Origin of the sequence: Demequina sediminis (genome assembly GCF_030296675.1) — a bacterium.
In the GTDB taxonomy this organism is placed as follows: Bacteria; Actinomycetota; Actinomycetes; order Actinomycetales; family Demequinaceae; genus Demequina; species Demequina sediminis.
This window is the reverse complement of record NZ_AP027736.1, coordinates 2176989-2198841: the sequence shown is the minus strand read 5'-3', so window position 1 is coordinate 2198841 and position 21853 is coordinate 2176989. Positions and strand designations below refer to the sequence as shown.

Here is a 21853-nt window from a genome sequence, read left to right as displayed (position 1 = left end):
CACGGCGGCCGTAGCCTGGGGCCATGACCGACCCCACCACGCTCTCCCACCTGCGCCGCGCCATCGACGTCGCGCGGTCCGCGCGCGAGCACGGCAACCATCCCTTCGGCGCCGTGCTGGTCGACGCCAGCGGGCGGATCGTGCTCGAGGCGGAGAACACCGTCACCACGCACCGCGACGCGACGGGCCATGCCGAGACCAACCTGGTGCGCCTCGCGAGCAACCAGCTCGACGCCGACGAGCTCGCCGGCGCGACGCTCGTCACGAGCACCGAGCCGTGCGCGATGTGCTCCGGCGCGATCTACTGGGCGGGGATCGGCGCCGTCGTCTTCGGGCTGTCCGAGTCGGGGCTCCTGGCGATCACCGGCGCGCACCCCGAGAACCCCACGCTCGCGCTGCCGTGCCGCGAGGTCTTCGCGGCGGGCGGGCGCGACATTCGGGTCACGGGCCCGCTGCTCGAGGACGAGGCGGCGACCGTGCACGAGGGCTTCTGGGTCTAGCCCAGCTCCGCCAGCAGCGCGAGCTCGCGCTCGCGCGTGAGCCCCGCCACGCCCCCGCGCTCCACGCCCAGGGCGATCTCCTCGGCAAGGACGTCGCGCATCGTCTCCGCGAGGGGGCGCAGCGTCGCCCCGGTCGCCAGCAGCCGCTCGTCGGAGTGATATCCCGTACGTGCCTCCTCGCCGCGATCGGGAACCCACAGCGGCAGGGACGCCTCGCCCTTCCACCGCCGCACCCCGCGCTCCTCGAGCCAGTCGGCTGGCGCCTCGACGAGGGGGCCGGTGGCTCCGGCCGCCTCGCGCGCGGCGGCCACCATGGTCCCGAACGGGATCTGCGGACCCACCGCGTTGACGGCACCCGTCACCCCCGCCTCGACCGCGCCCAGCATCCACGCGACGAGGTCACGCACGTCGATGAGCTGCAGCGGGTGCGCCGGCTCGGCCGGCGCGAGCATGGGCGCGGCACCGGCCTGCGCCGCGCGTCGCGGCCAGTACGGGAACCGCTCCGTGTTGTCGCCCGGTCCCACGATCACGCCGGCGCGCACGAGCAGCGCCGCGGGATGCACCACGAGCGTGTCGAGCTCGCAGCGCACCTTCGCGGCGTCGTAGCGGCTCGCGTCGACGCGCTCGTCAGGGGCGGCGGGCGCGCGCAAGGGGGCGTCCTCCGGGATGAGGCTGCGCGACGGCGCATACGCCGCCACCGAGGACACGTAGGTCCAGTGCGCCGCGCGGCCCGCGAGCGCCTGCGCGGCCTCGCGCACGTGGCGCGGCTGCCAGCTCACCTCGACCACGGCGTCCCAGTCGTGCCCCGCGACCTCGGCGTAGGCGTCGGGGCTGTCGCGGTCGGCGACCACGTGCCGCGCCCCTGCCGCCACCGCTCCGGACTCGCCGCGCGCGAGACACGTGACCTCCCACCCCCGCGCGAGTGCCTCGCGGGCGGTCTCGCGACCCACCCAGGCCGTGCCTCCAAGAATCAGCAATGCGGGCATGCGGCCAGGCTAGCGGGACGATGCCCCGGGCCACGGTCGCGGTCCCGCCCTGTCATGCTCACCCCGCACGGGCCCGTTGTCCACGCCAGAAGGCTGGGGACTCACGCGAGCGGCTCGTCCGTCACCGGGCCTCCCTCGGCCGCGACGGTCCAGCGCCGTGTCGGATGCAGCGCCTCGACGAACGCGGGATCGTGGCTGATGACGAGGAGTGCCCCTGGAAGTCCGCCAGCGCCTCGAGCAGGCGCGCCTGCGAGTCGAGGTCGAGGCTGTTGGTCGGCTCGTCGAGCACGAGCAGCTGGGGAGCGGGACGCGCAAGCAGGACGCACGCGAGCGCCGCACGAAAGCGCTCGCCTCCCGAAAGGGTGCTCACCGGCGCGCCGGCGGAGGCGCCGCGGAACTGGAAGCGTCCCAGGCTGTCGCGCACGTCCTGCGGGCTGGCCTCGGGCGCACGGCGCCTCACGTTGTCGATCACCGACAGCGACGGGTCGAGGACATCGAGCCGCTGGCGCAGCACGCCCGCCGACACGGCGACACTCGCCCGACCGGAGGCCGGCGCGATCTCTCCGAGCAGCGTCGCGACCAACGTCGTCTTGCCTGCGCCGTTGCCTCCTGCAACGTGAATGCGCTCGGGCCCTCGCACGAGCGCATCGAGCTCCGCGCCGGTGCGGGTGACCAGGCCGGCGGCCTCCGCCACGAGTCGACGCGAGGGCACCGCGGTCGCGGGGAGGTCGATCCGGATGGCGCGGTCACGGGGGAGCGCGGCCCGGGCCTGGTCGAGGCGCTCGCGCTCGGCGGCCAGGCGCTGCTCGTGGATGGCCCGCACCCGCGCGTCCGTGCGCTCGGCGCGGTTCTTCGCGGCATCGGCCGCCAGCCCCACGACCCTCCGCTGCGCCCGCGCCTTCTCCCCCTGCCTCGACCGCCGCCCTGCCGCCGCCACGTGGGCGTCGAGCTCGCGGCCTCGCCGCGCGACGGCGGACTCGGCCGCCGTGACCGCGCGGGCGGCGGCCTCGCCTTCGGTTGCACGCGCGCTTTCGAACTCGCCGAGCGCGCCCCCGTACCAGTGGAGGTCGGCGGTGCGATCGTCGCGCTCGCGCAACTCCCCGATCCTGTCGACCGTCTCGAGCATTCCGCGGTCGTGGGTGACGACCAGCGTCGCGCCGCGTCGGCTCGAGAGGCTGTCCCGCAGCGCGGCGCGGGCCTCGGCGTCGAGGTTATTGGTCGGCTCGTCGAGGATGAGGAGATCCGGGTCCGCGAGCAGCGCGGCACCCACCCCCAGCAGCACGGCCTCGCCGCCGCTGACGTGCCCCACCCTGCGGTCGAGCCCGACCTCGAGGCCCAGGACCCTCAGCACCGCCAGCGCCCTGTCCTCGACGCCCCAGTCGTCGCCGAGCACCTCGTAGTGCGCGGGGTCGCCGGACCCCGACTCGATGGCCCTCAGGGCGTCGACCCGGGGGCGACCCCGAGCACGTCGATGACCCGGGCGTCGACCCCAAGGATGAGGTCCTGAGGCACGTACGCGAGACGCCCGGCGGTGGAGATGGTTCCGGCCGTGGGAGTGAGCTCGCCGAGCGCAAGGCGCAACAGCGTGGACTTGCCGATTCCGTTGCGACCCACGAGGGCGCTGAGGCCCTCGGGGACCGCGGTCGTGAGGTCGTCAAAGACCCGCCGGCCGTCGGGCCAGGCGAACGAGACGTGAGAAAAGGAGAGGGTGGGCATGGGTGCTCCGAGGGTCTGGAAGGTGCGATGACCGTGGCCAGACGTGACGTCCGGCGACCCTAAAGCTCCACCCTGCCTCCTCGACGCCAACCCTCGTGGCGCGCTCGGACCAGGGTACGCCAGGCATCGTCCCCTCCCAAGCCCCGCCCGTCGCCCCTCGTAGGATGGCGGCCTGCAGACGCGAATTCCCCTTGCCCTGGTCGGCGCCGTGATCGCCGGCGTCGCGATGTCCTGGGGGCAGACGTACGCGCCTGACGTCCTCGCGCCGCTGTTCAACAGCGCCGCACCCGTGGTCGCACTCTCCGCCGCGGTCGCATGGGCGGGCAGGGGAGCGGTCTCGACCATCGCGTTGGGCGCCGCCGCCGGGCCGCTCGCGATGCTCGGTTACTACGTGACGGCGCAGGTGCGCGGATACGGGATGTCGGCGGAGCTGGTCTTCTGGTCGATGGCGGGAATCGTGATCGGCTCGCTCGTGGGCATCGCGATCGTGCTGATGCGCCGCCGGCTCCACCCGCTCGCGACGGCCGCCGCGGTCGCGTGGATGCCCGGACTCGCGCTGGGTGAGGCGACGCACGGCCTCACGCGCATCGCGGACACCACGCCGGTGGCGTACTGGTGGGCCCAGGCGCTCCTCGCCGTCGGAGTGCTCGTGTGGCTCGCAGTCACGCGGCTCACCACGCTCGCGTCGCGAGCCGCGGCCGTGTTCGCCACCGCGGGCGTGGCCGCGGTGACGTGGGTGGTCTTCGGCATCGCCTGATCCCTCCGCGAGGCACCTCGCCGCGAGCGCAGTCACGATTCAGCCAGTGACGATGCGGCCCGGGCGTACCCTAGAGGTGTCGGATTACTTTGCGTCTCGCAAAGTATGGGAAAGGACGCATGTCACACACCTTCGCCTCGCTCTCCATCCCCAACTTCCGCCTGTGGTTCGCGGGAGCGCTCGTGTCGAACGTGGGCACGTGGATGCAGCGCGTGGCGCAGGACTGGCTAGTCCTGACGGTCCTCACGCAGGAGTCGGGCGTGGCGGTGGGCATTACGACCGCGCTGCAGTTCGCTCCCTTCCTGTTCCTGTCGCCGTGGGCCGGCGTGCTCGCCGACCGCGTCGACCACCGCACGCTGCTGATATGGACCCAGGTGGGTCAGGGACTCCTCGGCCTCGGGCTGGGGCTGCTCGTCGTGCTCGGAGAGGTCGAGCTCTGGCACGTGTACGGCTTCGCGCTGGGGCTCGGAGTGGTGTCCGCGATTGACGGTCCCGCGCGCCAGACCTTCGTCTCCGACCTGGTGCCGACTGCCTCCCTGCCGAATGCCGTGGCCCTCAACAGCGCATCGTTCAACGCCGCCAGGCTGATCGGTCCCGGCGTGGCCGGGCTCCTCATCGCCGCGGTGGGCACCGGATGGGTGTTTCTCATCAACGCGGTGACGTACGGCGCGACCATCGCCGCGTTGATGCTGATGCGCACCGCGGACCTTCACCCTCAGGAGCGCGCGAGCAGGCGGCGCGGGCAGGTGCGCGAGGGCGTGCGCTACGTGCGCAGGCGGCCCGACATCCTGGTCATCATGGTCGTGGTGAGCGTGGTCTCCGCGCTGGGCCTCAACTTCCAGCTCACGAGCGCGATGATGGCGGCAACCGAGTTCGGCAAGGGCGCGGGCGAGTACGGCGTGCTGGGCTCGATCCTCGCGATCGGCTCGGTCACCGGCGCGCTGCTCGCGGCGCGGCGGCGGCGCGTCCGGCTGAGGCTCGTGGTGGGCGCCGCGTTCGGGTTTGGGGCGGCGTCCGGACTCATGGCGCTCGCGCCGACCTACGAGCTCTATGCGGTCAGCGGCATCGCGGTGGGCTTCTTCGCGCTCACCATGATTACCTCGGCGAACGCTGCAGTGCAGACCACCACGACCCCGCTCATGCGAGGGCGCGTGATGGCGCTGTACATGATGGTGTTCCTGGGCGCGACGCCGGTGGGCTCACCCCTCGTCGGGTGGATCGGCGAGCACTGGGGTCCGCGGTGGGCGATCGGAGTCGGGGCCATCGCGTCGATGGCGATCGCACTTGGGGCGGCGGCCTGGGTGGTGCGCGATGCTCGACTGACGGTCTCGTATCAACTCGCGCGGCCGTTCGTGCGCGTGCGCTATCCGCGCGTGGCGCAAGAGGAACGCGAGGCTCGCTCGCGCGCCGCCGAGGACATCCTCGCGCAGCAGATCGTCGACCGCTCGGCTCAGCCCTAGCCGCTGCGTCTGGAGTGCTGCGGCTCCGCCACACGGATTCGCGGCTCCGCCACACGGGTCCCGGCGTGTCGTCGGCGTGTCACGCCCGCGGAGGCCGCTGAGGGCCGATGCCGGGGTGGCTTGTGTGGCGGAGCCGCGAGACAGCGCGGCGCGGGCTCTACGCCAGCCCTTGGCCCTCCGTGAGCGGCGCGAGGAGCATCCACTGAATGCCGTAGCGGTCGAAGAAGTCCGTGTAGAGGTCGCCCCAGAACATGGGAGTCGGCTCGGCGGTGACGACACCACCCTCGGAGAGCTTCGCGAAGATCTCGCGCAGCGCATCCTCGTCGTCGAGGGTAAGGGTCACGTACATCGCGTTGCCGCGCGTCAATGTCATCCCCATCGACGGCACGATGTCCGTCCCCATCAGCTGGTGTCCCCCGGGCAGCGTGAGCGCCATGTGCATCACGCGCCCGCCTTCCTCCTCGGGAAGGGGCGGCTGACCGGGTTCGACCGGCATGTCTCGCATGTACATGGGCGGGCCGTCGAACTCCCCACCCAGGACATCGCGATAGAGGGCAAAGGCCTCCTCGCACGTGCCGTCGAAGTTGAAGTAACTCGCGACCGTCGCCATCGTTTCTCCCTCAAGGTGAGTGAGCCGTGCCTGTCCAACGCGGCCAGGCTACGTCCGTCAGCCTCGCGGCGCGCGTCGAGCGGCCGCGAGGCTGTGGGCGCTATACGTCCGTGCGGCGATCGTCGATGCGGTGCTGGTCGACGTGCTCGTCGCGAATCTCGCGGTGAGTCGTGTTGCTGCGCTGCTGGTTCGCGATGAGCGACACGATGATCGCCACCACACCTGCGGCCATGCAGATGTAGCCGATCATCGTGAGGTCCACCGCGTCGACAGAGTCGCGCACCGCGAAGGCCGCAATCGCGCCGATGACAATCAAGAAGATGCCGGAACCGAGTGCCATGATGCTGTCCCTCCCCTGCTCTCCAGCGGGCCCTGTCGCGGCCGCCGGTACCTCCGGCGGCGGGGCGCCTGAGCGCGGACCCGTCGAAGGGTGCAACGCACCTTGGCAAGGGACGATGCCTCGCGGGCCGCGCATCGTCCCCTTGCCTGCGAGTTCTAGCAGGGATGATGAGACTTCGCGGGAGCGGGAATACCGCCGTCGCGCTAGGCACCCGCGCAGGTGTCGACGAGCGCCTCCAGATCGTCGCGCAGGTCACCCGCCGCGCGTACGGCCGCGGGATGAGGCTCGGCCCCCTCGACGGCGAGGCGGGCCGAGAACACGAAGTCGCTCTCCGTGAGCTCACTCGCCGAGCCAGGGCACTGCACGAGTGAGATCGAGACGGGAACCTCGAGGCGTTCACGGCCCACCACGAGCGTGGCCGGCAGCTCGCCCGGTGAGGGGGTCACGGTGAAGACGTCCGACCCCGTGACGCTCAGCAGCGTCGCGGGCAACGGCGAGATGCTGCGCGTCATCACGATGCTGGTGCCGACCGCGTCCTCGCCCGCGCCATGCGACGCACCCAGGGACACCTCGGCGGCCTGCATCGACGCGGCGAGCGCACACCGCTCCTTGTGGACCCCCGCGAGCACGGCATCGTCGAGCATCACCGCCTGGATCAGTTCCGCGCCCTCGGACTCGAGGACCAACTGAGCGCTCGACGATCCGGTCGAGGCCGGGCAGACGGCGTCACCCAGCGGCAGACGGATACCCACGGTGCCGTCGGGCTCGACCACCTCGCCGACCTCGACGGCGTCGAGCCGCTCGAATAAGGGCGAGAACACGGATCCGCCCTGAACCGTCACGGGCTGGCTCGAGGCCGCCTCGATCTCGACGGTGATCCACTGCAGTACCGAGGATTCCGGCGGCGTCACCGTGGCCGACTCGCCCACGACGGGAAACGTGGGGCTCGACGCGCAGCCCGCCAGGGCGCCCGCGAGCGCGACCACTGCGAGTGTTCCGCCGATCCTCATGCCGACATTGTGGCGCGTCGCGGCGCGACTCGGGACCTCTTGGGACCTGCGGCGTCGCCGGAACCTGCGCATTCGGCCATGATGGTGCCATGCCTGAGATCATCACCATCGAGAACCCGCACTGGCGCGTGGGGCTCGTACCCGCCACCGGTGGGTCCGTCGCCTTCGGCCAGGTCCGCATCGGCGACGACTGGGAGGACGTGCTCCGCCCCACCTCCGCCGCCGACCTCGACGTGGCCACCGAGACCGCGTCCTACCCCTTGGTCCCCTGGTCGAACCGGATCCGTGAGGGACGGCTCGCCTGGGACGGCTCCGCGTACGCGTTGCGCGTCAACTGGCCGGACGGCACCGCGATTCACGGCACCGGGTGGGAGTACCCGTGGGCCGTAGTCGAGAGCGGACCCGAGCACGTGGTCCTCGAGTTCGACTCGCGCGACTTCTTTGGCGTCAACTGGCCGTGGAGCTTCATCGCACGCTTCACGTACGCGCTCGAGGACGACCGCTTCGTGTGGACGTACGCGATCGAGAACGTGGACGAGGAGGCCTTCCCGGCCGGGTTCGGCCACCACCCCTACTTCCTGCGCTCGGTCGCGGGCTCCCCCGAGGGCGAGCTCGAGGTCAACTGCACCCAGGCGTACGCACTCGAGAACCAGATGCCCACCGAGGGCGCCGGCCCGATCCCCGAGCACGCGGACTTCTCGGTGCGCAAGCCGATCGGTCAGACCTTCGTCGACGACTGCTTCGCGGGTCGCACGGGCGAGGTGCTCGCCACGGTCGACTACCCCGGCGCGGTGTCGCTCACGATCACGGCGGATGCCCTGCTCGAGCACGCGGTGCTGTACATCCCGCCGGGCAAGGACTTCTTCGCCTTCGAGCCCGTCTCGAACGCCAACGACGCCTTCACCCTGAAGGCGAACGGCGTCGAGGGCACGGGCCTGTTCGTGATCGAGCCCGGACAGACCGTGTCCGCATCGTTCGCGATTGCCGCAGCTCCGCAACGCTGACGCGTCGCTCACGGCGACGGCCTCGGCGGCGCGCTTCCGCGCGTGCTGTCGAGGCCCTCGCCGTCACCCTCTAGAATGGGTGACGCGCCGCCTCCGAGCGGCGCACGCGGGTGTAGTTCAATGGCAGAACTTCAGCTTCCCAAGTTGACAGTGCGGGTTCGATTCCCGTCACCCGCTCCACTAAAACCCCTGGTAAACAGGCAAATTACGACTCCAAAGCCCCTGATGCATACTCCGGCTCGGGAGTTGTTCTGGGAGTTTAGGGCTTTACCCTATTTTGCGGACTCTTGAGAGTTCCCCGTTCATCACGCGCTCAAGTTGAAGGTCGGGGACCAGAATCTCGCCCCACTAGCGCCCCCGTGGTCCCCCTCTGTCAGGGCGTATTCGCACCTCAAATGTCGCTGTACCCTGCGCGCGTTCTCGGAGGTACCGAGGGCAGAAAGGCAGATATGTACGTCAACACTGGCGACTTGAACTCACTTGACCGCCCCGAAGCGCTCACCGATGACGTGGGCATGTACCTGAACAACGCCGACCTCTACCAGGGTGCGCCGCCCGAACTCACCCACGGCACCACGCACTTCCCGGATGAGTTCTGGATGTGGGCAGAGTGGAACTCCCACCACATGCACGACTGGACCACGGCAGTGTGGGAAGCGTGGACCATGTGCCGCGACCGAACAACTGACGCGGACACCGTGACGGTCAACGGGCGGCTCAAGTTCACGTACCGCGTCACGTTCGAGGGGTACTGGGAAGGCGGAGTCCGAGCGACACGCGTGCACGTGGAGCGCATCTAAGCCGTAAGGGCACGACCACCCACCGCTAGCGTGAACTCATGAGGGCACTCAAGGCGTGGGCGCGCACGTTCGGGCGGACGTTGAAACGGACCTGGGGCTATGTGCTTCTCGTCCTGGTCGAGGCGGCGGTCATCGCCTTCACATTTGCGTACTTCGATGACCCCGCTGACGCCGCGAGTGTGTCAGTTTCAGCGGGCTTCCTCTTGGTCACGGTTCTCTACGTCATTTCCACTCAGCGCATGGCGAAGGCGTCAGAGGAAACCCTGAGGCTTGAGCGGAGTCGGGATGACCGCGTGCGGCTGGCGGCGCTACAAGAGAACCTCAAAGCCGCGAGTACCGGCGCGTTGCGAGCCTGGATTTACTTCGCTGAGGACTTCAGAGTGCTGATTGCGGATGACATCGAAGTCGATGACGACGGAATTTCCAAGGAGGAAGGCTTCTTCCTTGCGGCAGATGGAGTGTCCGTCGTGAGGCGCGCTCACAGCGAGATACTCCGCAACGTTGCCATGCTCAGGAGGTGCGGGCTTGGAAACGAAGCCGCTGATTTTGTTGAGAGTGTGCCACCCTTCTCGGACGCAATCGGCATGTACGCCGCCATGAACCAGCGAAGCGCTCGACCGAACGATAAGGACGAACGGCGCGCGTGGGAGCGGGAATGCTGGCTTCACGAGCGGGAGATGAAGGGGTTGCCGCCTTGGGAGGATGTCGTTGACGGGAAAGTTCACCACTCAGTCCAGCAAGCACTGACCGGGCTTAACTCTGGCATCGACCACTATTGGGCGCGCCAGTAATCCCCGAAGCGGTGATGGCGCATTCACCTCGCTGACACGCCAACGGCAGGCACCTCCCTAGGGGTAGCCCGCCGTTGAAGGCAGTGTCGCTTACTGGCGCTTGGCATCGAGTGGTCGAGTTGTTTTCCAGGCATCCGGCACCACGTCGATGTTCACACCGCTGATGGCATAGATGGGCTTCCCCACACATACTCAGCGGCTTTCACCAGGCGGTTGTAGATGTTCTCGATTTCCTCGCGTGAGTTGCTTCCCGGGAGGGTCGTGTTGTGCACCAGATAGCGGATATCCACCCCCTTCGCCTTATAAGCGCGGAAGAGGTTCACGTACTCCTGCTCACTCTTGATGCTCGTTTCAATCTCGATGTACTCGTACACGGGGTGCGTCACACCGCCGTTGCCGTCGTCCTCGATACCGAGCATCACCAGGTCCGGCTCGTGAGGCTTTACCGAGCCGTCAACGAGGACCGCTAGTTCGTGTGCTTCTGCCCACGGGTGCATCTCCGGGGACCAGTTAGGGATGAAGTCACTGTCGGGTTGAGCCTTGATGGCGCGCTTGATACTCGACTCATGAATGAAGAGGGCTTCACGTGCGTCGAATCCCGCGATGTAGGACGCGGTGATGAGTAGCCCGCCCATCGAGGTGCCCGTTTTCGATGCGTTGATGGGGAACGGCGTGAGATGCGGTGCGGCGGCAGGGTCCGCAATCTTCTGACCGAGTTTCGTTACCGAGTACACCATCGGAAGCATCTGGGCACCTTGGCTCATGTACCGCGCGTTCACGTAGGGCGTTTTGCCGCGTGAGAGTTCACCGAGGCGACGGCGAATCTTCTCCGGCTCAAGCGGGATGTAGTGCTCGTGGTCCTCCGGCAGGTTCGCGTAACCACTGTTAGAGAGCATCTGGACCACGTGCTGTACGGAGGCGATACGCATACGGCTCAACGCGTGGAGTACTGCGATGTCCGCCTTCGTGGGACTCTTCCGACCGGCTTCCTTCGGGGCGGCAGGCTTCTTTATCGTCGCCTTCTTTGCTGACGTAGTGCGTGCATCTGCGGGCTTCGTAGGCTTCGTAGTAGGCGCGAGGGCGTGGTCCTCACGGCGTGACTGCACGGGCTTCTGCACTGCTTTCGCAGGCTTCACAGGTGTGACTACGACCGGCGCGCTATTCACCTCGGGTGTGGATACAGGGGCAGGTGAGGCGTCCCAGTCGTCCACCTCTTCAGAGATATCGAAGGCGCTCGTGGGTGCACTCTGCTCCTCGCTGTTACCCCCAAGGGTGACATCGGAGGTGTTCACAGAGTCCCAGTCATCCACCTCGTCAGTGAGGTCGAAGTGAGAGGGAGAGGACGCACTCACAGGGGTGACAACACTCACAGGTGAGGCGGGCGAGGACACACCTAGTTCACCGTCAACATCACCCCACTCGTCACCGGGTGAGGTGACCTCACTCACGGGGGTGTGAACCTCACTCTCACCCTGCTCGCGGGTAGGGGTGTACACCTCACTCTCCACCTCCCCTCTCACCTCCATCTCCCCAGTGAGAGGGGAAGAGGGTGAGGTGGGGGTGTCATCTTCAGCGATGAGTCGCCCCGTGAACTCACGGCGAGGTGAGGGTGTCCACGGGGTAGGTGAGCGCTTCGTGACAGGGGTGATGCCAGGACTTCGTTCAGGGGTAAATGCTTGGTTCATAATGCCGTTCCTTCGAGTTGCGGCGCGCCGATTTACGTGCCGATTTACATGAACTATCGGCATTCCGAGCGCGGTCGCCCGACTCAGGCGGTGCTACGCACGGCACTACACCCCCCACCAGTCCGATTTACAGTGCCAGCGCACAACAAAACCCCTGGTAAACATGCATATTGGAACTCTCATTTTTGCAGTCGCGTGGCTCCGGGTTACTCCGTATCCCCTCTCCCGCATTGGTAGGTCGAGCGCCTGTTCGTAGTGGCTTGTACGCATGCCGATGGCGCGACGACTGCGCCACGTGTGTTGTGAGCGTGTTTGCTTCCACGGAGTCGCATGCGAGGTGAGGCGTGCACGTGGACTCTCCCCCTCCTGTTGTGTGCGTGCCCCCAGTGGACTCTCTCCCCGGTGAGGTGCACCCCGCGAGGTGACTGTGAGGTGAGGGCTACGCGGATGTGTACATGTGTGGACGGTGTGAGTGTGTACATATGTGGACAGAGTGAGGTGAGGAGGGTGACGACTGTGAGGTGTACCTCTCCCCGTTGTGAGGTGTGTATCCCGGTGAGGCTCTCCCGGTGAAGTGACATCTCCCCGTGAGGTGTGTACCCGGCGACTGTGAGGGTGACGCGGGTACGGTGACACTCATGAGCGATGACGACATCACACCTGCGGTGACCCCCTCGGTGACGCGTGCGGTGACTCCCGCTGTTACCCCTGCGGTGACACGTGCAGTGCAACCGAACGGTGTGACTCGGAATGTGGTGACGCCGAACAACGTGCGTCCCAACGAGGTGAAGCCGAACGGTGTACGTCCGAACAACGTGAAGCCGTTGGCAGTGAAGCCGAAGGCTGACGACGAGGGGTAGCCCTCTCCTGCTGACGCGCTGGCGTGTCCACAAATGTAGACAGCGTTGGCACGTTGGCGTGGCTGTCGCTGTTGGCATCTAGGGCTTGCGGGTATGGCGTACCGCGTGGGGTAACAGCAACTGCGTCACTGCTGGCGGTAACTGCTCCATGCATCTACGGCGTACAGGCATAGAGGCGTGTGGGCGTGGGTACAGGGTTCACGGTTCTGTGGGCTTGGGGCAGTTCGCGGTACATGTGACGGCTACGGGGTTCTTGCGCGTGACGGTTCTAAGTGCTGGCGAGTTCGGAAGCGGAGCGAGCGCGGAACGCGCGAGGCGAAGCGGGACTACGGACGTGACAGTGGATTTCGGGTGCAGGCGGCTGTCGGAGTGCTCAGGGACCGGGGTCGAGGTGTAGTCGAGGGCTACGGGTCGAGTGAGTGATGACGCCGAAACGGTGCTGTTTGCCGCCGATAGCGGATAGAGGAAGTGAGGGACCGAACGTGTCCCGCTTCTCTTACCCGAAAGGAATCCGCATCATGACCAACACCACCACCACGGTCCACACTCCACTACTCGCCCTACCTGCCTTCAGGAACGGTGACGGGCTGGCTCGCATCCGCGTACGGTTCACTACCTCCGAACTGAGGTGGCTCCGGGCGAATGCACTCGCTAGCGCTAACGCGTTGACTGCCGCGCTGTCCGAATCTGCCATCAACGCTGACGAAGTGCTGGAACGCTTACGCCTCGCCTCTGAGGCGAGGGCTATCGTCCGCGCCGCCCTGTCAGTGCATGGACGCTCACGTTCGGGCGACGTGTTCCGCCCGTTCAGTGACGAAGCCCCGCGTATCGCTCACGCTCGTCGTCGCCTGCTCGACATGGATATGGAGCCTGCTATGCGTGCACGTGTGGAGGGAGTGCTCTCGACTGTTCTCGCCTCCCCTGAATCTCAACGACTCGATGAAGCCATCTACGTCGGTGCGAGCCATGACGCGCATAACGCTATTGCGGCTGTTGCTGAGGACGCCCGTATACCCGCATCGAGGCTCGTACGGCTCTTACTCGCTGAGCGCTTCCACGCGACGCACAACGACTGCCCTCTGCCCCTCTTGGGTGACAACAACTCACACGCTCGTGGGGAACGCGGAGGGAGAACGGTCATGACTCTCGTCGCTGTATGCATGAACGCGCTCCATGACGCGGGAGTGGATACCTCTGAGATGGGCGATGTCATCACACGTGAACCCGTCGATGTGCCGCCGCTCGCAGGCTTCCGAGGCTAAACGGCTCACTGCAATGTGCTCACTGCCGTCATCACGCCGATAGAGATACCTGTAGGAGAAACCACAGATTACGTAGTCGCTTCGAGCGGCTGTCACACACCCCGCTAGCCATTCGACTGTTCCGGTTAGCGGGGTGATTTGTGTGTTGGGGCGGGTTCGCGGGTGAAACGTGCGGATGGACACGAATGGGGCGAGCCGAGCGGTTCCCCTATCGCGGACGGTACACGCTGTAGGGCGTGTTTGTGCTGGTAAACGTGCGGATATTAATAGTTACAAGGGTGAAAAATCTAAGCCCACAACAACAAGGAAGAGAGAGAACATCATGCGAACCGAAGTCATCACGAATCTAGAAGCCGAAGTCGAATCCACCGCCAACTGGCACGAAGCCGCTGTAGCGCGCGAAGAAGCCGCAGAACTGAACTACGCAGAAGCCAAGAAGAGCGGAAACAACAGCCTCATCGAGAAGGCTCGCCTCGCCCACGAAGAGGCTTACTTCAACTACGAAAACGCCTACGACGCCCACGTTGACGCGATGATGCGCCTCGCGTTCGAACGTGAGTCCTTCACAGGGGTCCGCTTCGCCGCGTAACCCTCAACCCGGAACCCCCGGCAAGTGACCTCCTCACCTGCCGGGGGTTCTTGCTGTGTACGGATGGGTGCAGGTGTTGCCCGCACATGAGCGCAGGTTCATGGATACCCAGAAGGACACGGTTCGGGCGAGCGCCCGGCTCTCACCTATCGCGGACGAGGCGCGGCAGTCCGCCGTTCGATTGAAGCCATTCCGATGACTGAAGAGCGAAAACAGCAGATAACACCTGTAGAGGCGTCATCAACCTCCCGAACCGAAAGAAGGAACAACATGCCTGTATCCACCATCCCGGCGACCGTCGCCTATCTGTTAGCCGAGTCGCACAACGTCCACGTGAACCACCCGAACGGCAAGCGGACCACCCTCCGCGTCGCGCTCTCACTCTGGAACCACGGCGAACCCATCCGCGAGTTCACCGAAGCCGACGCCGCCATGTTCGACATTCCAGTGAGCAGGGTGAACGCCACTATTCGCGCCTATAACTTGAGCCGATTTGGTTTGGAGGTGGTCGATTGAGCGATGCCCCCGGACACATACGTACTTCACTCGCGAAGGCTCCTGCACCTCTCTCCGCAGGAGCCTTCGCTCTTCCCCAACTGAAAGGACCAACCAACATGGAGCCAACTGACCACCTACCCGTCGTCATGACCACGTACAAGCACGGAGAACTACGAGGCGCGACTATCGCGACCATCGTGGCGAGGACGTATCCGAGCGGCTGTGTGTTCCGCCGCATCGCTGACAGTTCGAACCCGAATGCTGGGCGAATCATCAACCGGTATCTCTCCATCTCTGGACCTCCACACGTGGAGGACACAGTGCTCGACCTTGTTGACACACGCCCACGCTCCGAGGCTGGGGTGCTCTTGAATTCGAAGGGTGAGGAGGACGTGAACCTACGCGAATAAGGGGGTGCTGACAGCGCTAGGAGCGCCCCTCTGCGGCTCTGGAATCGCTGACTGCTCCGCGTGTGCATCTACGCCCTGCTGGCTCTGCTGGCGGGGCTTTTTGCATGCATGGGTGAGTGCTGTGTCGTGTGGTGTTTGCCGCTCATCTGTTGGCGGTGTGGAGAGGAGTAAAGGACGCGGCTGAGGCGAGGCGCGCTCGGCTTTCACCTATCGCGGACGGTGCGCGCTGTAGGCGCATCGGAATGACGTGTTCCCCCTTCTAAATAGCGGATAGCCCCTGTGAAGGGGGTTACCCGCAATGACGACTCAAGGAACCACATCCGAAGAACATCCATCACATCAACCGGCACCTCGGTGGACGAATCATCTCCATCATCGGCTCGCCGCTGACCTCTACCTCAACAGGCACCTAAGCCCTGACGCGAGAGTGCTGTCGCTTGCTGTCACCACGTTCGGCTTCCGTAGCGTCGTAGCCGCTCACAGGGCACGCTTGCAGTCGCACCTCGGATGGACCAATGAACGCTACGACGGCGCGAAAACTGAAGCCCTACTCGACGGCTGGATTTGGACCTGGGAAGGAAGCCTCACCGCGCTGACGCAGGACGAGGGCTTCTGGGTGTGGCGCGACGGCAGGGATGCCGTTGATTCCACCCTCGCTCGCGCAGAGATGCGTTTCCCCGACCACTGGCACACGTCGCCCGCCGCTCTTGCTGACCGCTCACGTTTGTACGTCGAGGGTGTGGGCATGAAGCGCGCCGCGAGGCTCTTCCCGCAGGATGACGTGGAGGCACGGCTCACCCTCATCGCTCTCTCTACAGTCCTACGTTTTGACCGCCAGGAAGCATGGACTGATTTCAACCCCTACATGCGCGAGGTGTGCAGAGGCATCGACGTTCGCAGGGCGGTACGGAACCTTGAGCGGTACGGATACGTCGAGGTCGCTGAGGACAGGGCTCACGTGCGGTTCACACAGGCGTATGCGGACACGCTGGCGGACTATGCGGCTCACTGGAAAACGCGCGAGAACCGGAACCGCGAAACCGAGTATGAGGAGCGCTGGACAGCCGCTCACAGGCGTCCGCAATGGGTGGGAGCCGAACGTGAAGCCAGGGGTGCTCGCTGGTATATGTACGCCTTGGAAACGACTGCCGACCTCACCATCACCGTGAACGGGGTGACCGAGGAGTTCCCGACAGGCACGCGTTGCTACGTGGGAATTTCGACGCTTCCCGAGATGAGGGCGCTAGAGCATTTCGACGCTTCGGAGTGCGGCTACAACCCTCGCCTACATGCTCTCAAGCAAGCGGCTGAGGCAGTGAACCGTGACCATCCGGCACTCGTGAGTGTGCAGTTGGAGAGTCACAGCGCTGACGAGATGACGTGGCTACAAGCCCAACAGCGTGAACGCTTCCTCGTGCAGTCAGGGCTTGCTCGCGGGCTTCCACTGCTCAACATCCAGTACACGCTGGGTAAGGACTGGATGACTGGCGGCGACCATACGGCTCGACGTTGAGCGGCGAAGCGTTGCTGTCAGCGTTGACCGATATCTGTTGGTGAGGGTTCGCCGCATATCGGCGCTCACCCGGTCGGAGTCGAAAGGACATTGTTCCGGCGAGTTACCTGCTGTGACGGTCGCGGACGTACGCGTGGCATCCGCTTCGCTGAGTCACACCCCTCGCCTATAACTACATTGAGCGCCCCTCTAACCACGAGGCGCTCCCCACCACTACCAGGAAGCCCTTTCACCATGATGCTCATAGTCGCCCCGGCTGACGAAACCCTCGTCGGCGTTTACTGGCGCTGTCATTGGACGTGCCTGGTCGCGGCTGTGGTGTCCACAAATGTGGACATCCCCGAGTTGATGAGTCCGCGTGACGGCATCTACAAGGCTCTCAACATGCTCGTGCTGGGAGAGTCCACCGAGGCACTGTGGGCGGAGGTTGTCAGCGACTGCTACCTCTGCGGTGGCGGTGACACTGAGGCTCCCGTAGAGGCGGCGGACACGGTGACGGACACCCCTGAGGGGGTGCGTCATGACCGCCGAGATTCGCCGTATTCACCCCGCTCTTTTGCAGATGCGAGCCGCTGATTCAAATCCCATATGTTGGGGCTGGCGGTATCCGAACGCGGACGGCGTTGTGGTCGCCTGGCACAGTTGGTGCCTCGCCTCGTACCTCGAAAACCAGGGCGGCTGGCGCGGCTCGAACCGCGCCCTAGTGGGCGCGCATGAGTCCTGGATTGCCTCCGGTGGTAGCGCCGCTCGCAGTGGCTGGCAGAACGCCGAACAGGAGCGAATGGGCGCGCTATGGATTGCGATGTACGACGCTGGGGCTTTCCCCTCCCCGAGCGTGTACCGGATGACCTCCCGGCGCTGGTAAGAGGTCCGTCACATTGCCGAGTAAATCCTTGCTGTATCGGCACCTGCGGACACGACGAAGGTCCGCTCGGGGTGTGCCTACGGCGAGGTATGGCTTAGCCCCTCCCTGGTCCTCGGATAGCGGCGCTTCGTGCGCTCACACGCCTCCCGTGGAAGGACACCGCCCCACGCCGAAGTGATGCGCCAGTTCGAATCTGACCGATAGCCCTGTTGACAACGAACTTCGAACGATTGGAACCGAACATCATGGCTAGAACCTCCGCCCCTATCAACCATCGTGATGACGCCTGGACCCGCCGTGTGGCGGTATTCGGAACGCTCGTCGTGGCAGGCGCGAACGGCGTGCTGTCATTCCACTCGCTCGCGTCAGTTGCCGCCGATGAAGGTTTCCCCGAGGGCTGGGGGTGGCTGTTCCCGATTGGGGTTGACTCGATGATGTTGACGATGGCGGTTGTTGCGCTTCACGGTGCGATGCGCGGCATGCGGCTGTGGTTCGCGTACGCCGGTACCTTCCTCGGTGCCGCCGTGTCCGTGTACGGGAATGTGATGTACGCCTATGACGGCTCGATTCTGCGAATAATCCTCCACTCGGTGCCGCCGCTGTTCCTCCTCATGAGCGTCGAAGGCGTGTTCTACATGTACCGAGTGCGCCTCGATGACCGTGCTGTGCAAGAACAAGAGGACGCGCGTGAAGCGGCTCGGGAGGCGAAGGCTGAGGCTCGCCGTCAGTCGCAGATTGCACGTCAGCAGGAGAAGGCTCCGCGTGCCACGGCTCTTGCTTCCACGGCTCTTGCTTCCACGGTTCGGGCGGCGGCGGCGGCTACTCTCGACAAGGCTCGTGTGGCGGCGATTGAGGGTGTGCTTGCGGGCGCTGAGTACAAGGCGCTCGTGGATGCGAACACCGCGAACGTGGACCTCGCGGTGTTCGTCATGGAGCGGGTGCCGGGTACCACCAACCTTGACCTCACACACGCCGGGTTCCTCTCCCTCCCCACGGATGAAGGCAGGGCGCACCGTGACCGCGTTCGGGCGGCGTGGAAGAAGGCGTCCGAGCGGATGGAGGCTGGCGCTTCCAGTGCTGACGGCTCAAGCGACAAGGGTGAGCAGTCCGTTGCGGCTCTCGCTGGTGACTCCGAGGCTGACAGGCGGGTGTTGAGTGCCGCGTAAACCTGAAAACAGAAACGACAAAGGGCTACGGATTGATTTCCGTAGCCCTTTTCTATTACCCCTATCGCGGACGTAAACGTGGCATATAAGCATCATTATGGCGTGAATGCCGATATTATCATACGTAGATGATAAATGCACTTCATCCGGTGCAAACAACAAGTTTTAGGAGAATAACATGAACATCAACATTCTTAGCCGCAAGATTGCCGCAGTTAGTACTGCTGGCGCTCTCGCCCTCGCGCTCTCTGCATGCGGGATGGGAAATGGCGATACGACGGATACTCGTTCGCTCGCCAAGGACGCCCAGCCTGAGGTGACTGCAACCGCCGACGCAACGCCTGAGGCTTCTGCTACGCCTGAAGCGACCGTCACCCCCGACGTCGCGTTCGAGCACGACAACGGCTTCAACTTCGACGCCTCAACCATCGCCATCCCCGAGGATGTCACCGCCGTATTTGGCGACGACGCTTCACGCGCTGTGAACGACGCCCTCATGGTCATCCACGAAGGTTACGTGCAGAACCCTCAACTCGTTGTACCTGGATACTCCGAGGCTGACTACGACATCGCCTGGGAAGGCTTCTCGCAGAAGTGGCTCACGTCGAACGTGAGCGATGAGGACAGCCGTGACTACATCTTCCTGTCCATCGACCCGGACGGCGTTCTCGGCACCATCGACGGCACCGATTTCACGATGCCCGCTGACGGTGGCGTTGAAGCACGACTCTTCACTGAGCCTGTTGCTGTCCTCTCGGACACTGGCGACGCTGTGAGCGTCGGCTTCGATGTTCAGGTGACCTACCTCGCCGCTCCCTCTCACGTGACGCAGGACGCTCACATCACGCTGAAGATGATTCCTGCTGGCGCTGACGGTCAGTGGATGGTGGACGGTTTCACCATCGCCACCGACCCCGCAGAAGTCGTAGAGGGGTAAGCCATGAATAAGGACGCAAACTTAGGCAAACGCATCACTCGTGGCGTCATAGCCCTCATCGGCGGCGTAGCGCTCGCACTCGTCGGCTCCACCGCTTTCGCTGGTACTGAGTTCGGCGGCGGGGTGGGAACCGATGGCGGCGGTGGCGGCACATCCAACCCCGGCACAGGTGGAGGCGGCGGCAACAGTGGTGGTGGCACCACGAACCCACCTCCCACTAACTATGTTTTCGCGACCTTCACACGCGAAGGCAACATCGCCACGAACTGCCCGGCTAGCGCTATCGGCTACCGCATCTCTTACCGCTCCACCACTGATTACTTTGCGTCGAACAACGCCTTGTGGAACTACGTCGCTCACGGGGCAGAACTCGACATCTTGCCCGACTACGTGGAGTTCAGAGGCATCTCCTGCATCTACCCACCATCACACCGTGACGTGACGGTACGTGTGGTGCTGGACGCCAATATTGCCATCCAGCAAGTTCAACCAGAAGAGAAAACTCTTCGCACCGCTAGCGCCACGACTCGCTGGGGTAACGGAGAAAGGACGTTGGCGGCGGCGTACGACTCTGACTCTGCGCAGGCGGCTGTATCGACCTCCATCACGGAATTTGGGCGCTACCAACTCGCCGGAACCGCTCGGGCGCAATACGTGACGATTCGGACCTACTCCTCGAACACCGACCAGTTCGGCAACACCTACGAAGATGAAGTCATCAACACCGGTGCCATCTTCAATGCGTCCGTCACCAACGCGCGAGGACAGTTGGATTGCGCGAACGGGTGGAGCAACGACTGGCTACCCGGCAGTTGGAATTACGAGTACGCCGACTGCGCTCCGACGAGCACAACAAACACACCTGCCTATCAGTGCGTTGCCGACGACGGTCCCGCTGTCACCATCAACGGTGAGGCACGCACCAGCGCCGCGCTTTTCCGCAACGGTGAAGCGAACCCCGTGACCTTCGCGGCTGTACGCCCGTCAGGACTCTCAAACCTCCACGCGGAGCGCACTCGCTGGACACGCAATGAGGACGGCTCCCCGTGGCGCGCTGAGGCTGGTCGAAAACTCTCTGTGGCGAACGCTAACTTCAAACTCTCCCGCCAGGAAAAGGGTCAACAGTTATTCATCAACGACACAGCATCAGCCTGGAATAGCGGCATCATCACGGACCTGTACGTGCACGGAACCTGGGCTAGTGGCAACGGCTTACCCAACGTCGTGACGCCGCACTACTCGTATCAGGGCACCCGACAGGTCGAGTCGGTCACCATCACGGGAGTGAACTCTGACGGGTCGTGGGAAACGACATCGAGCACTCAGAACGTAACCGCGATGGCTCTTTGTGATGGCACCCCGCTCTCCGTCGAGTTCGTCCGCGCTGTTAGCGGTCCTGGGAAGTGATGACATGACTCTGCCTACACACTCAACCGCTCCGCTCTCCTCCGACGACGAGATGGATGCTGAACTCGCCGCTCTCAAGAAACCGCTCGACGCAAGTGTGTTGGAGCGCGAGGAAGCCGAGTTCGCGACGTTCGCGTTCGAGCCGCTCAAAAAGGGTGACTCGAAGTTCCTCCTGGATGACGAGGAGGATGACGGCTCTGGCTACGTCGAACTGCAACGCGAAGCGAAGCGTCAGGCTGACCAGAAGCAACGCGAAGCCGACGAGGAAGCGAAAGCCCTGAAGAAGGCTGAACGTCAACGCAAGCGCGAGGACCGCGAGAACCGCACCCTCTCAAGCCTCTGGACGATTGCGGCGGTATGCGTGGCTGTCACTGCGCTGGTGGTGTTTGCCTTCGTCACCAGGGATGCGGACACCGCTGGGGTCGCCGCCGAGGAAGCCTTCCAGCAGGGCGTGACTGCGGGGGTCGAGGCGGTCGGTAACGCGACGCCGAGTGGCGCAGTCAGTGATGTTCGTGTTCGACCTTCCGAGGTGGCTGAAGAGGCTCCTAAGGGGGCTGACGATGCCGACACGGACGTGGCTGAGGGCATCGTCCTCTTCGGGGATTAAGCGCCCCGCCAAAAGCCGTCCGATAACCATATAGAGATTGCTCGCGACAGTCGCGGATGAGGGAGTGATGACCCCTCGCT

At 64.9% G+C, this 21853-nt stretch carries 23 protein-coding genes and 1 tRNA gene; 17 read left to right on the top strand and 7 right to left on the bottom strand.

Annotated features, from left to right (window positions below):
* Positions 1–23 precede the first annotated feature (23 nt).
* Positions 24–500, top strand: coding sequence for a nucleoside deaminase (locus QUE44_RS11210; protein WP_286214620.1), 477 nt, complete (start codon positions 24–26; stop codon positions 498–500).
* Here the strand turns inward: QUE44_RS11210 and QUE44_RS11205 are convergent.
* From QUE44_RS11205 to QUE44_RS11195, 3 genes are all read right to left on the bottom strand, one after another.
* Positions 497–1486, bottom strand: coding sequence for an NAD-dependent epimerase/dehydratase family protein (locus QUE44_RS11205; protein WP_286214619.1), 990 nt, complete (start codon positions 1484–1486; stop codon positions 497–499). The genes QUE44_RS11210 and QUE44_RS11205 overlap by 4 nt on opposite strands.
* Before the next feature lie 121 nt (positions 1487–1607).
* Complete coding sequence (locus QUE44_RS11200; protein WP_286214617.1) at positions 1608–2879, bottom strand: ATP-binding cassette domain-containing protein; 1272 nt, start codon at positions 2877–2879, stop codon at positions 1608–1610.
* Positions 2880–2920: 41 nt separating this feature from the next.
* Entirely contained in the window at positions 2921–3202 is a 282-nt protein-coding gene (locus tag QUE44_RS11195; protein ID WP_286214616.1) for an ATP-binding cassette domain-containing protein, read from the bottom strand.
* Between the two features lie 172 nt (positions 3203–3374).
* Between QUE44_RS11195 and QUE44_RS11190 the strand changes: the two genes are divergently transcribed.
* Together QUE44_RS11190 and QUE44_RS11185 are read left to right on the top strand one after the other, a co-directional pair.
* Positions 3375–3959 carry a DUF6518 family protein gene (locus QUE44_RS11190; protein ID WP_350226928.1) on the top strand — a complete coding sequence of 195 codons (585 nt, stop codon included), beginning with the start codon at positions 3375–3377 and terminating at the stop codon, positions 3957–3959.
* 119 nt (positions 3960–4078) lie between these two features.
* Complete coding sequence (locus QUE44_RS11185; protein WP_286214615.1) at positions 4079–5419, top strand: MFS transporter; 1341 nt, start codon at positions 4079–4081, stop codon at positions 5417–5419.
* Positions 5420–5576: 157 nt separating this feature from the next.
* Here the strand turns inward: QUE44_RS11185 and QUE44_RS11180 are convergent, their stop codons facing one another.
* The 3 genes from QUE44_RS11180 to QUE44_RS11170 all read right to left on the bottom strand — a co-directional run bounded on the left by QUE44_RS11180 (position 5577) and on the right by QUE44_RS11170 (position 7379).
* Positions 5577–6029: a VOC family protein gene (locus QUE44_RS11180; RefSeq protein WP_286214613.1), complete on the bottom strand. Its 453-nt coding sequence runs from the start codon at positions 6027–6029 to the stop codon at positions 5577–5579.
* A 100-nt stretch (positions 6030–6129) separates the two neighbouring features.
* Positions 6130–6369, bottom strand: a complete 240-nt coding sequence (locus tag QUE44_RS11175; protein ID WP_286214612.1) for a DUF6458 family protein — start codon at positions 6367–6369, stop codon at positions 6130–6132.
* A 203-nt stretch (positions 6370–6572) separates the two neighbouring features.
* A complete protein-coding gene (locus QUE44_RS11170; RefSeq protein WP_286214610.1) occupies positions 6573–7379 on the bottom strand; it encodes a hypothetical protein in 807 nt (268 codons plus the stop codon).
* 89 nt (positions 7380–7468) lie between these two features.
* Between QUE44_RS11170 and QUE44_RS11165 the strand changes: the two genes are divergently transcribed.
* The 4 genes from QUE44_RS11165 (at position 7469) to QUE44_RS11150 (ending at position 9974) form a co-directional block, all read left to right on the top strand.
* Positions 7469–8383, top strand: coding sequence for an aldose epimerase family protein (locus tag QUE44_RS11165; RefSeq protein ID WP_286214609.1), 915 nt, complete (start codon positions 7469–7471; stop codon positions 8381–8383).
* Between the two features lie 106 nt (positions 8384–8489).
* A tRNA-Gly gene (locus QUE44_RS11160) sits at positions 8490–8563 on the top strand.
* Between the two features lie 290 nt (positions 8564–8853).
* On the top strand, positions 8854–9183 hold the full coding sequence (locus tag QUE44_RS11155; protein ID WP_286214608.1) for a hypothetical protein: 330 nt from the start codon (positions 8854–8856) through the stop codon (positions 9181–9183).
* 38 nt (positions 9184–9221) lie between these two features.
* Complete coding sequence (locus tag QUE44_RS11150; protein ID WP_286214606.1) at positions 9222–9974, top strand: hypothetical protein; 753 nt, start codon at positions 9222–9224, stop codon at positions 9972–9974.
* 152 nt (positions 9975–10126) lie between these two features.
* Here QUE44_RS11150 and QUE44_RS11145 read toward each other — a convergent pair whose 3' ends face one another.
* Positions 10127–11500 carry a hypothetical protein gene (locus QUE44_RS11145; protein ID WP_286214604.1) on the bottom strand — a complete coding sequence of 458 codons (1374 nt, stop codon included), beginning with the start codon at positions 11498–11500 and terminating at the stop codon, positions 10127–10129.
* A 797-nt stretch (positions 11501–12297) separates the two neighbouring features.
* Between QUE44_RS11145 and QUE44_RS11140 the strand changes: the two genes are divergently transcribed.
* The 10 genes from QUE44_RS11140 (at position 12298) to QUE44_RS11095 (ending at position 21773) form a co-directional block, all read left to right on the top strand.
* A complete protein-coding gene (locus tag QUE44_RS11140; protein ID WP_286214602.1) occupies positions 12298–12519 on the top strand; it encodes a hypothetical protein in 222 nt (73 codons plus the stop codon).
* Between the two features lie 518 nt (positions 12520–13037).
* Positions 13038–13781, top strand: coding sequence for a hypothetical protein (locus QUE44_RS11135; RefSeq protein ID WP_286214600.1), 744 nt, complete (start codon positions 13038–13040; stop codon positions 13779–13781).
* A 322-nt stretch (positions 13782–14103) separates the two neighbouring features.
* Entirely contained in the window at positions 14104–14370 is a 267-nt protein-coding gene (locus QUE44_RS11130) for a hypothetical protein (RefSeq protein WP_286214598.1), read from the top strand.
* 270 nt (positions 14371–14640) lie between these two features.
* Positions 14641–14886 (top strand): hypothetical protein, encoded by a 246-nt coding sequence (locus QUE44_RS11125; RefSeq protein ID WP_286214597.1) that lies wholly within the window; start codon positions 14641–14643, stop codon positions 14884–14886.
* 882 nt (positions 14887–15768) lie between these two features.
* On the top strand, positions 15769–16791 hold the full coding sequence (locus QUE44_RS11120; RefSeq protein WP_286214595.1) for a hypothetical protein: 1023 nt from the start codon (positions 15769–15771) through the stop codon (positions 16789–16791).
* 520 nt (positions 16792–17311) lie between these two features.
* A complete protein-coding gene (locus tag QUE44_RS11115; RefSeq protein WP_286214594.1) occupies positions 17312–17656 on the top strand; it encodes a hypothetical protein in 345 nt (114 codons plus the stop codon).
* A gap of 209 nt (positions 17657–17865) precedes the next feature.
* Positions 17866–18822, top strand: a complete 957-nt coding sequence (locus tag QUE44_RS11110) for a DUF2637 domain-containing protein (RefSeq protein ID WP_286214593.1) — start codon at positions 17866–17868, stop codon at positions 18820–18822.
* Between the two features lie 178 nt (positions 18823–19000).
* Complete coding sequence (locus QUE44_RS11105; RefSeq protein ID WP_286214592.1) at positions 19001–19759, top strand: hypothetical protein; 759 nt, start codon at positions 19001–19003, stop codon at positions 19757–19759.
* A 3-nt stretch (positions 19760–19762) separates the two neighbouring features.
* The gene (locus tag QUE44_RS11100; RefSeq protein ID WP_286214590.1) at positions 19763–21166 is read left to right on the top strand and encodes a hypothetical protein; all 1404 of its coding nucleotides are present in this window, start codon (positions 19763–19765) and stop codon (positions 21164–21166) included.
* A gap of 52 nt (positions 21167–21218) precedes the next feature.
* On the top strand, positions 21219–21773 hold the full coding sequence (locus QUE44_RS11095) for a hypothetical protein (protein WP_286214588.1): 555 nt from the start codon (positions 21219–21221) through the stop codon (positions 21771–21773).
* Positions 21774–21853 lie beyond the last annotated feature (80 nt).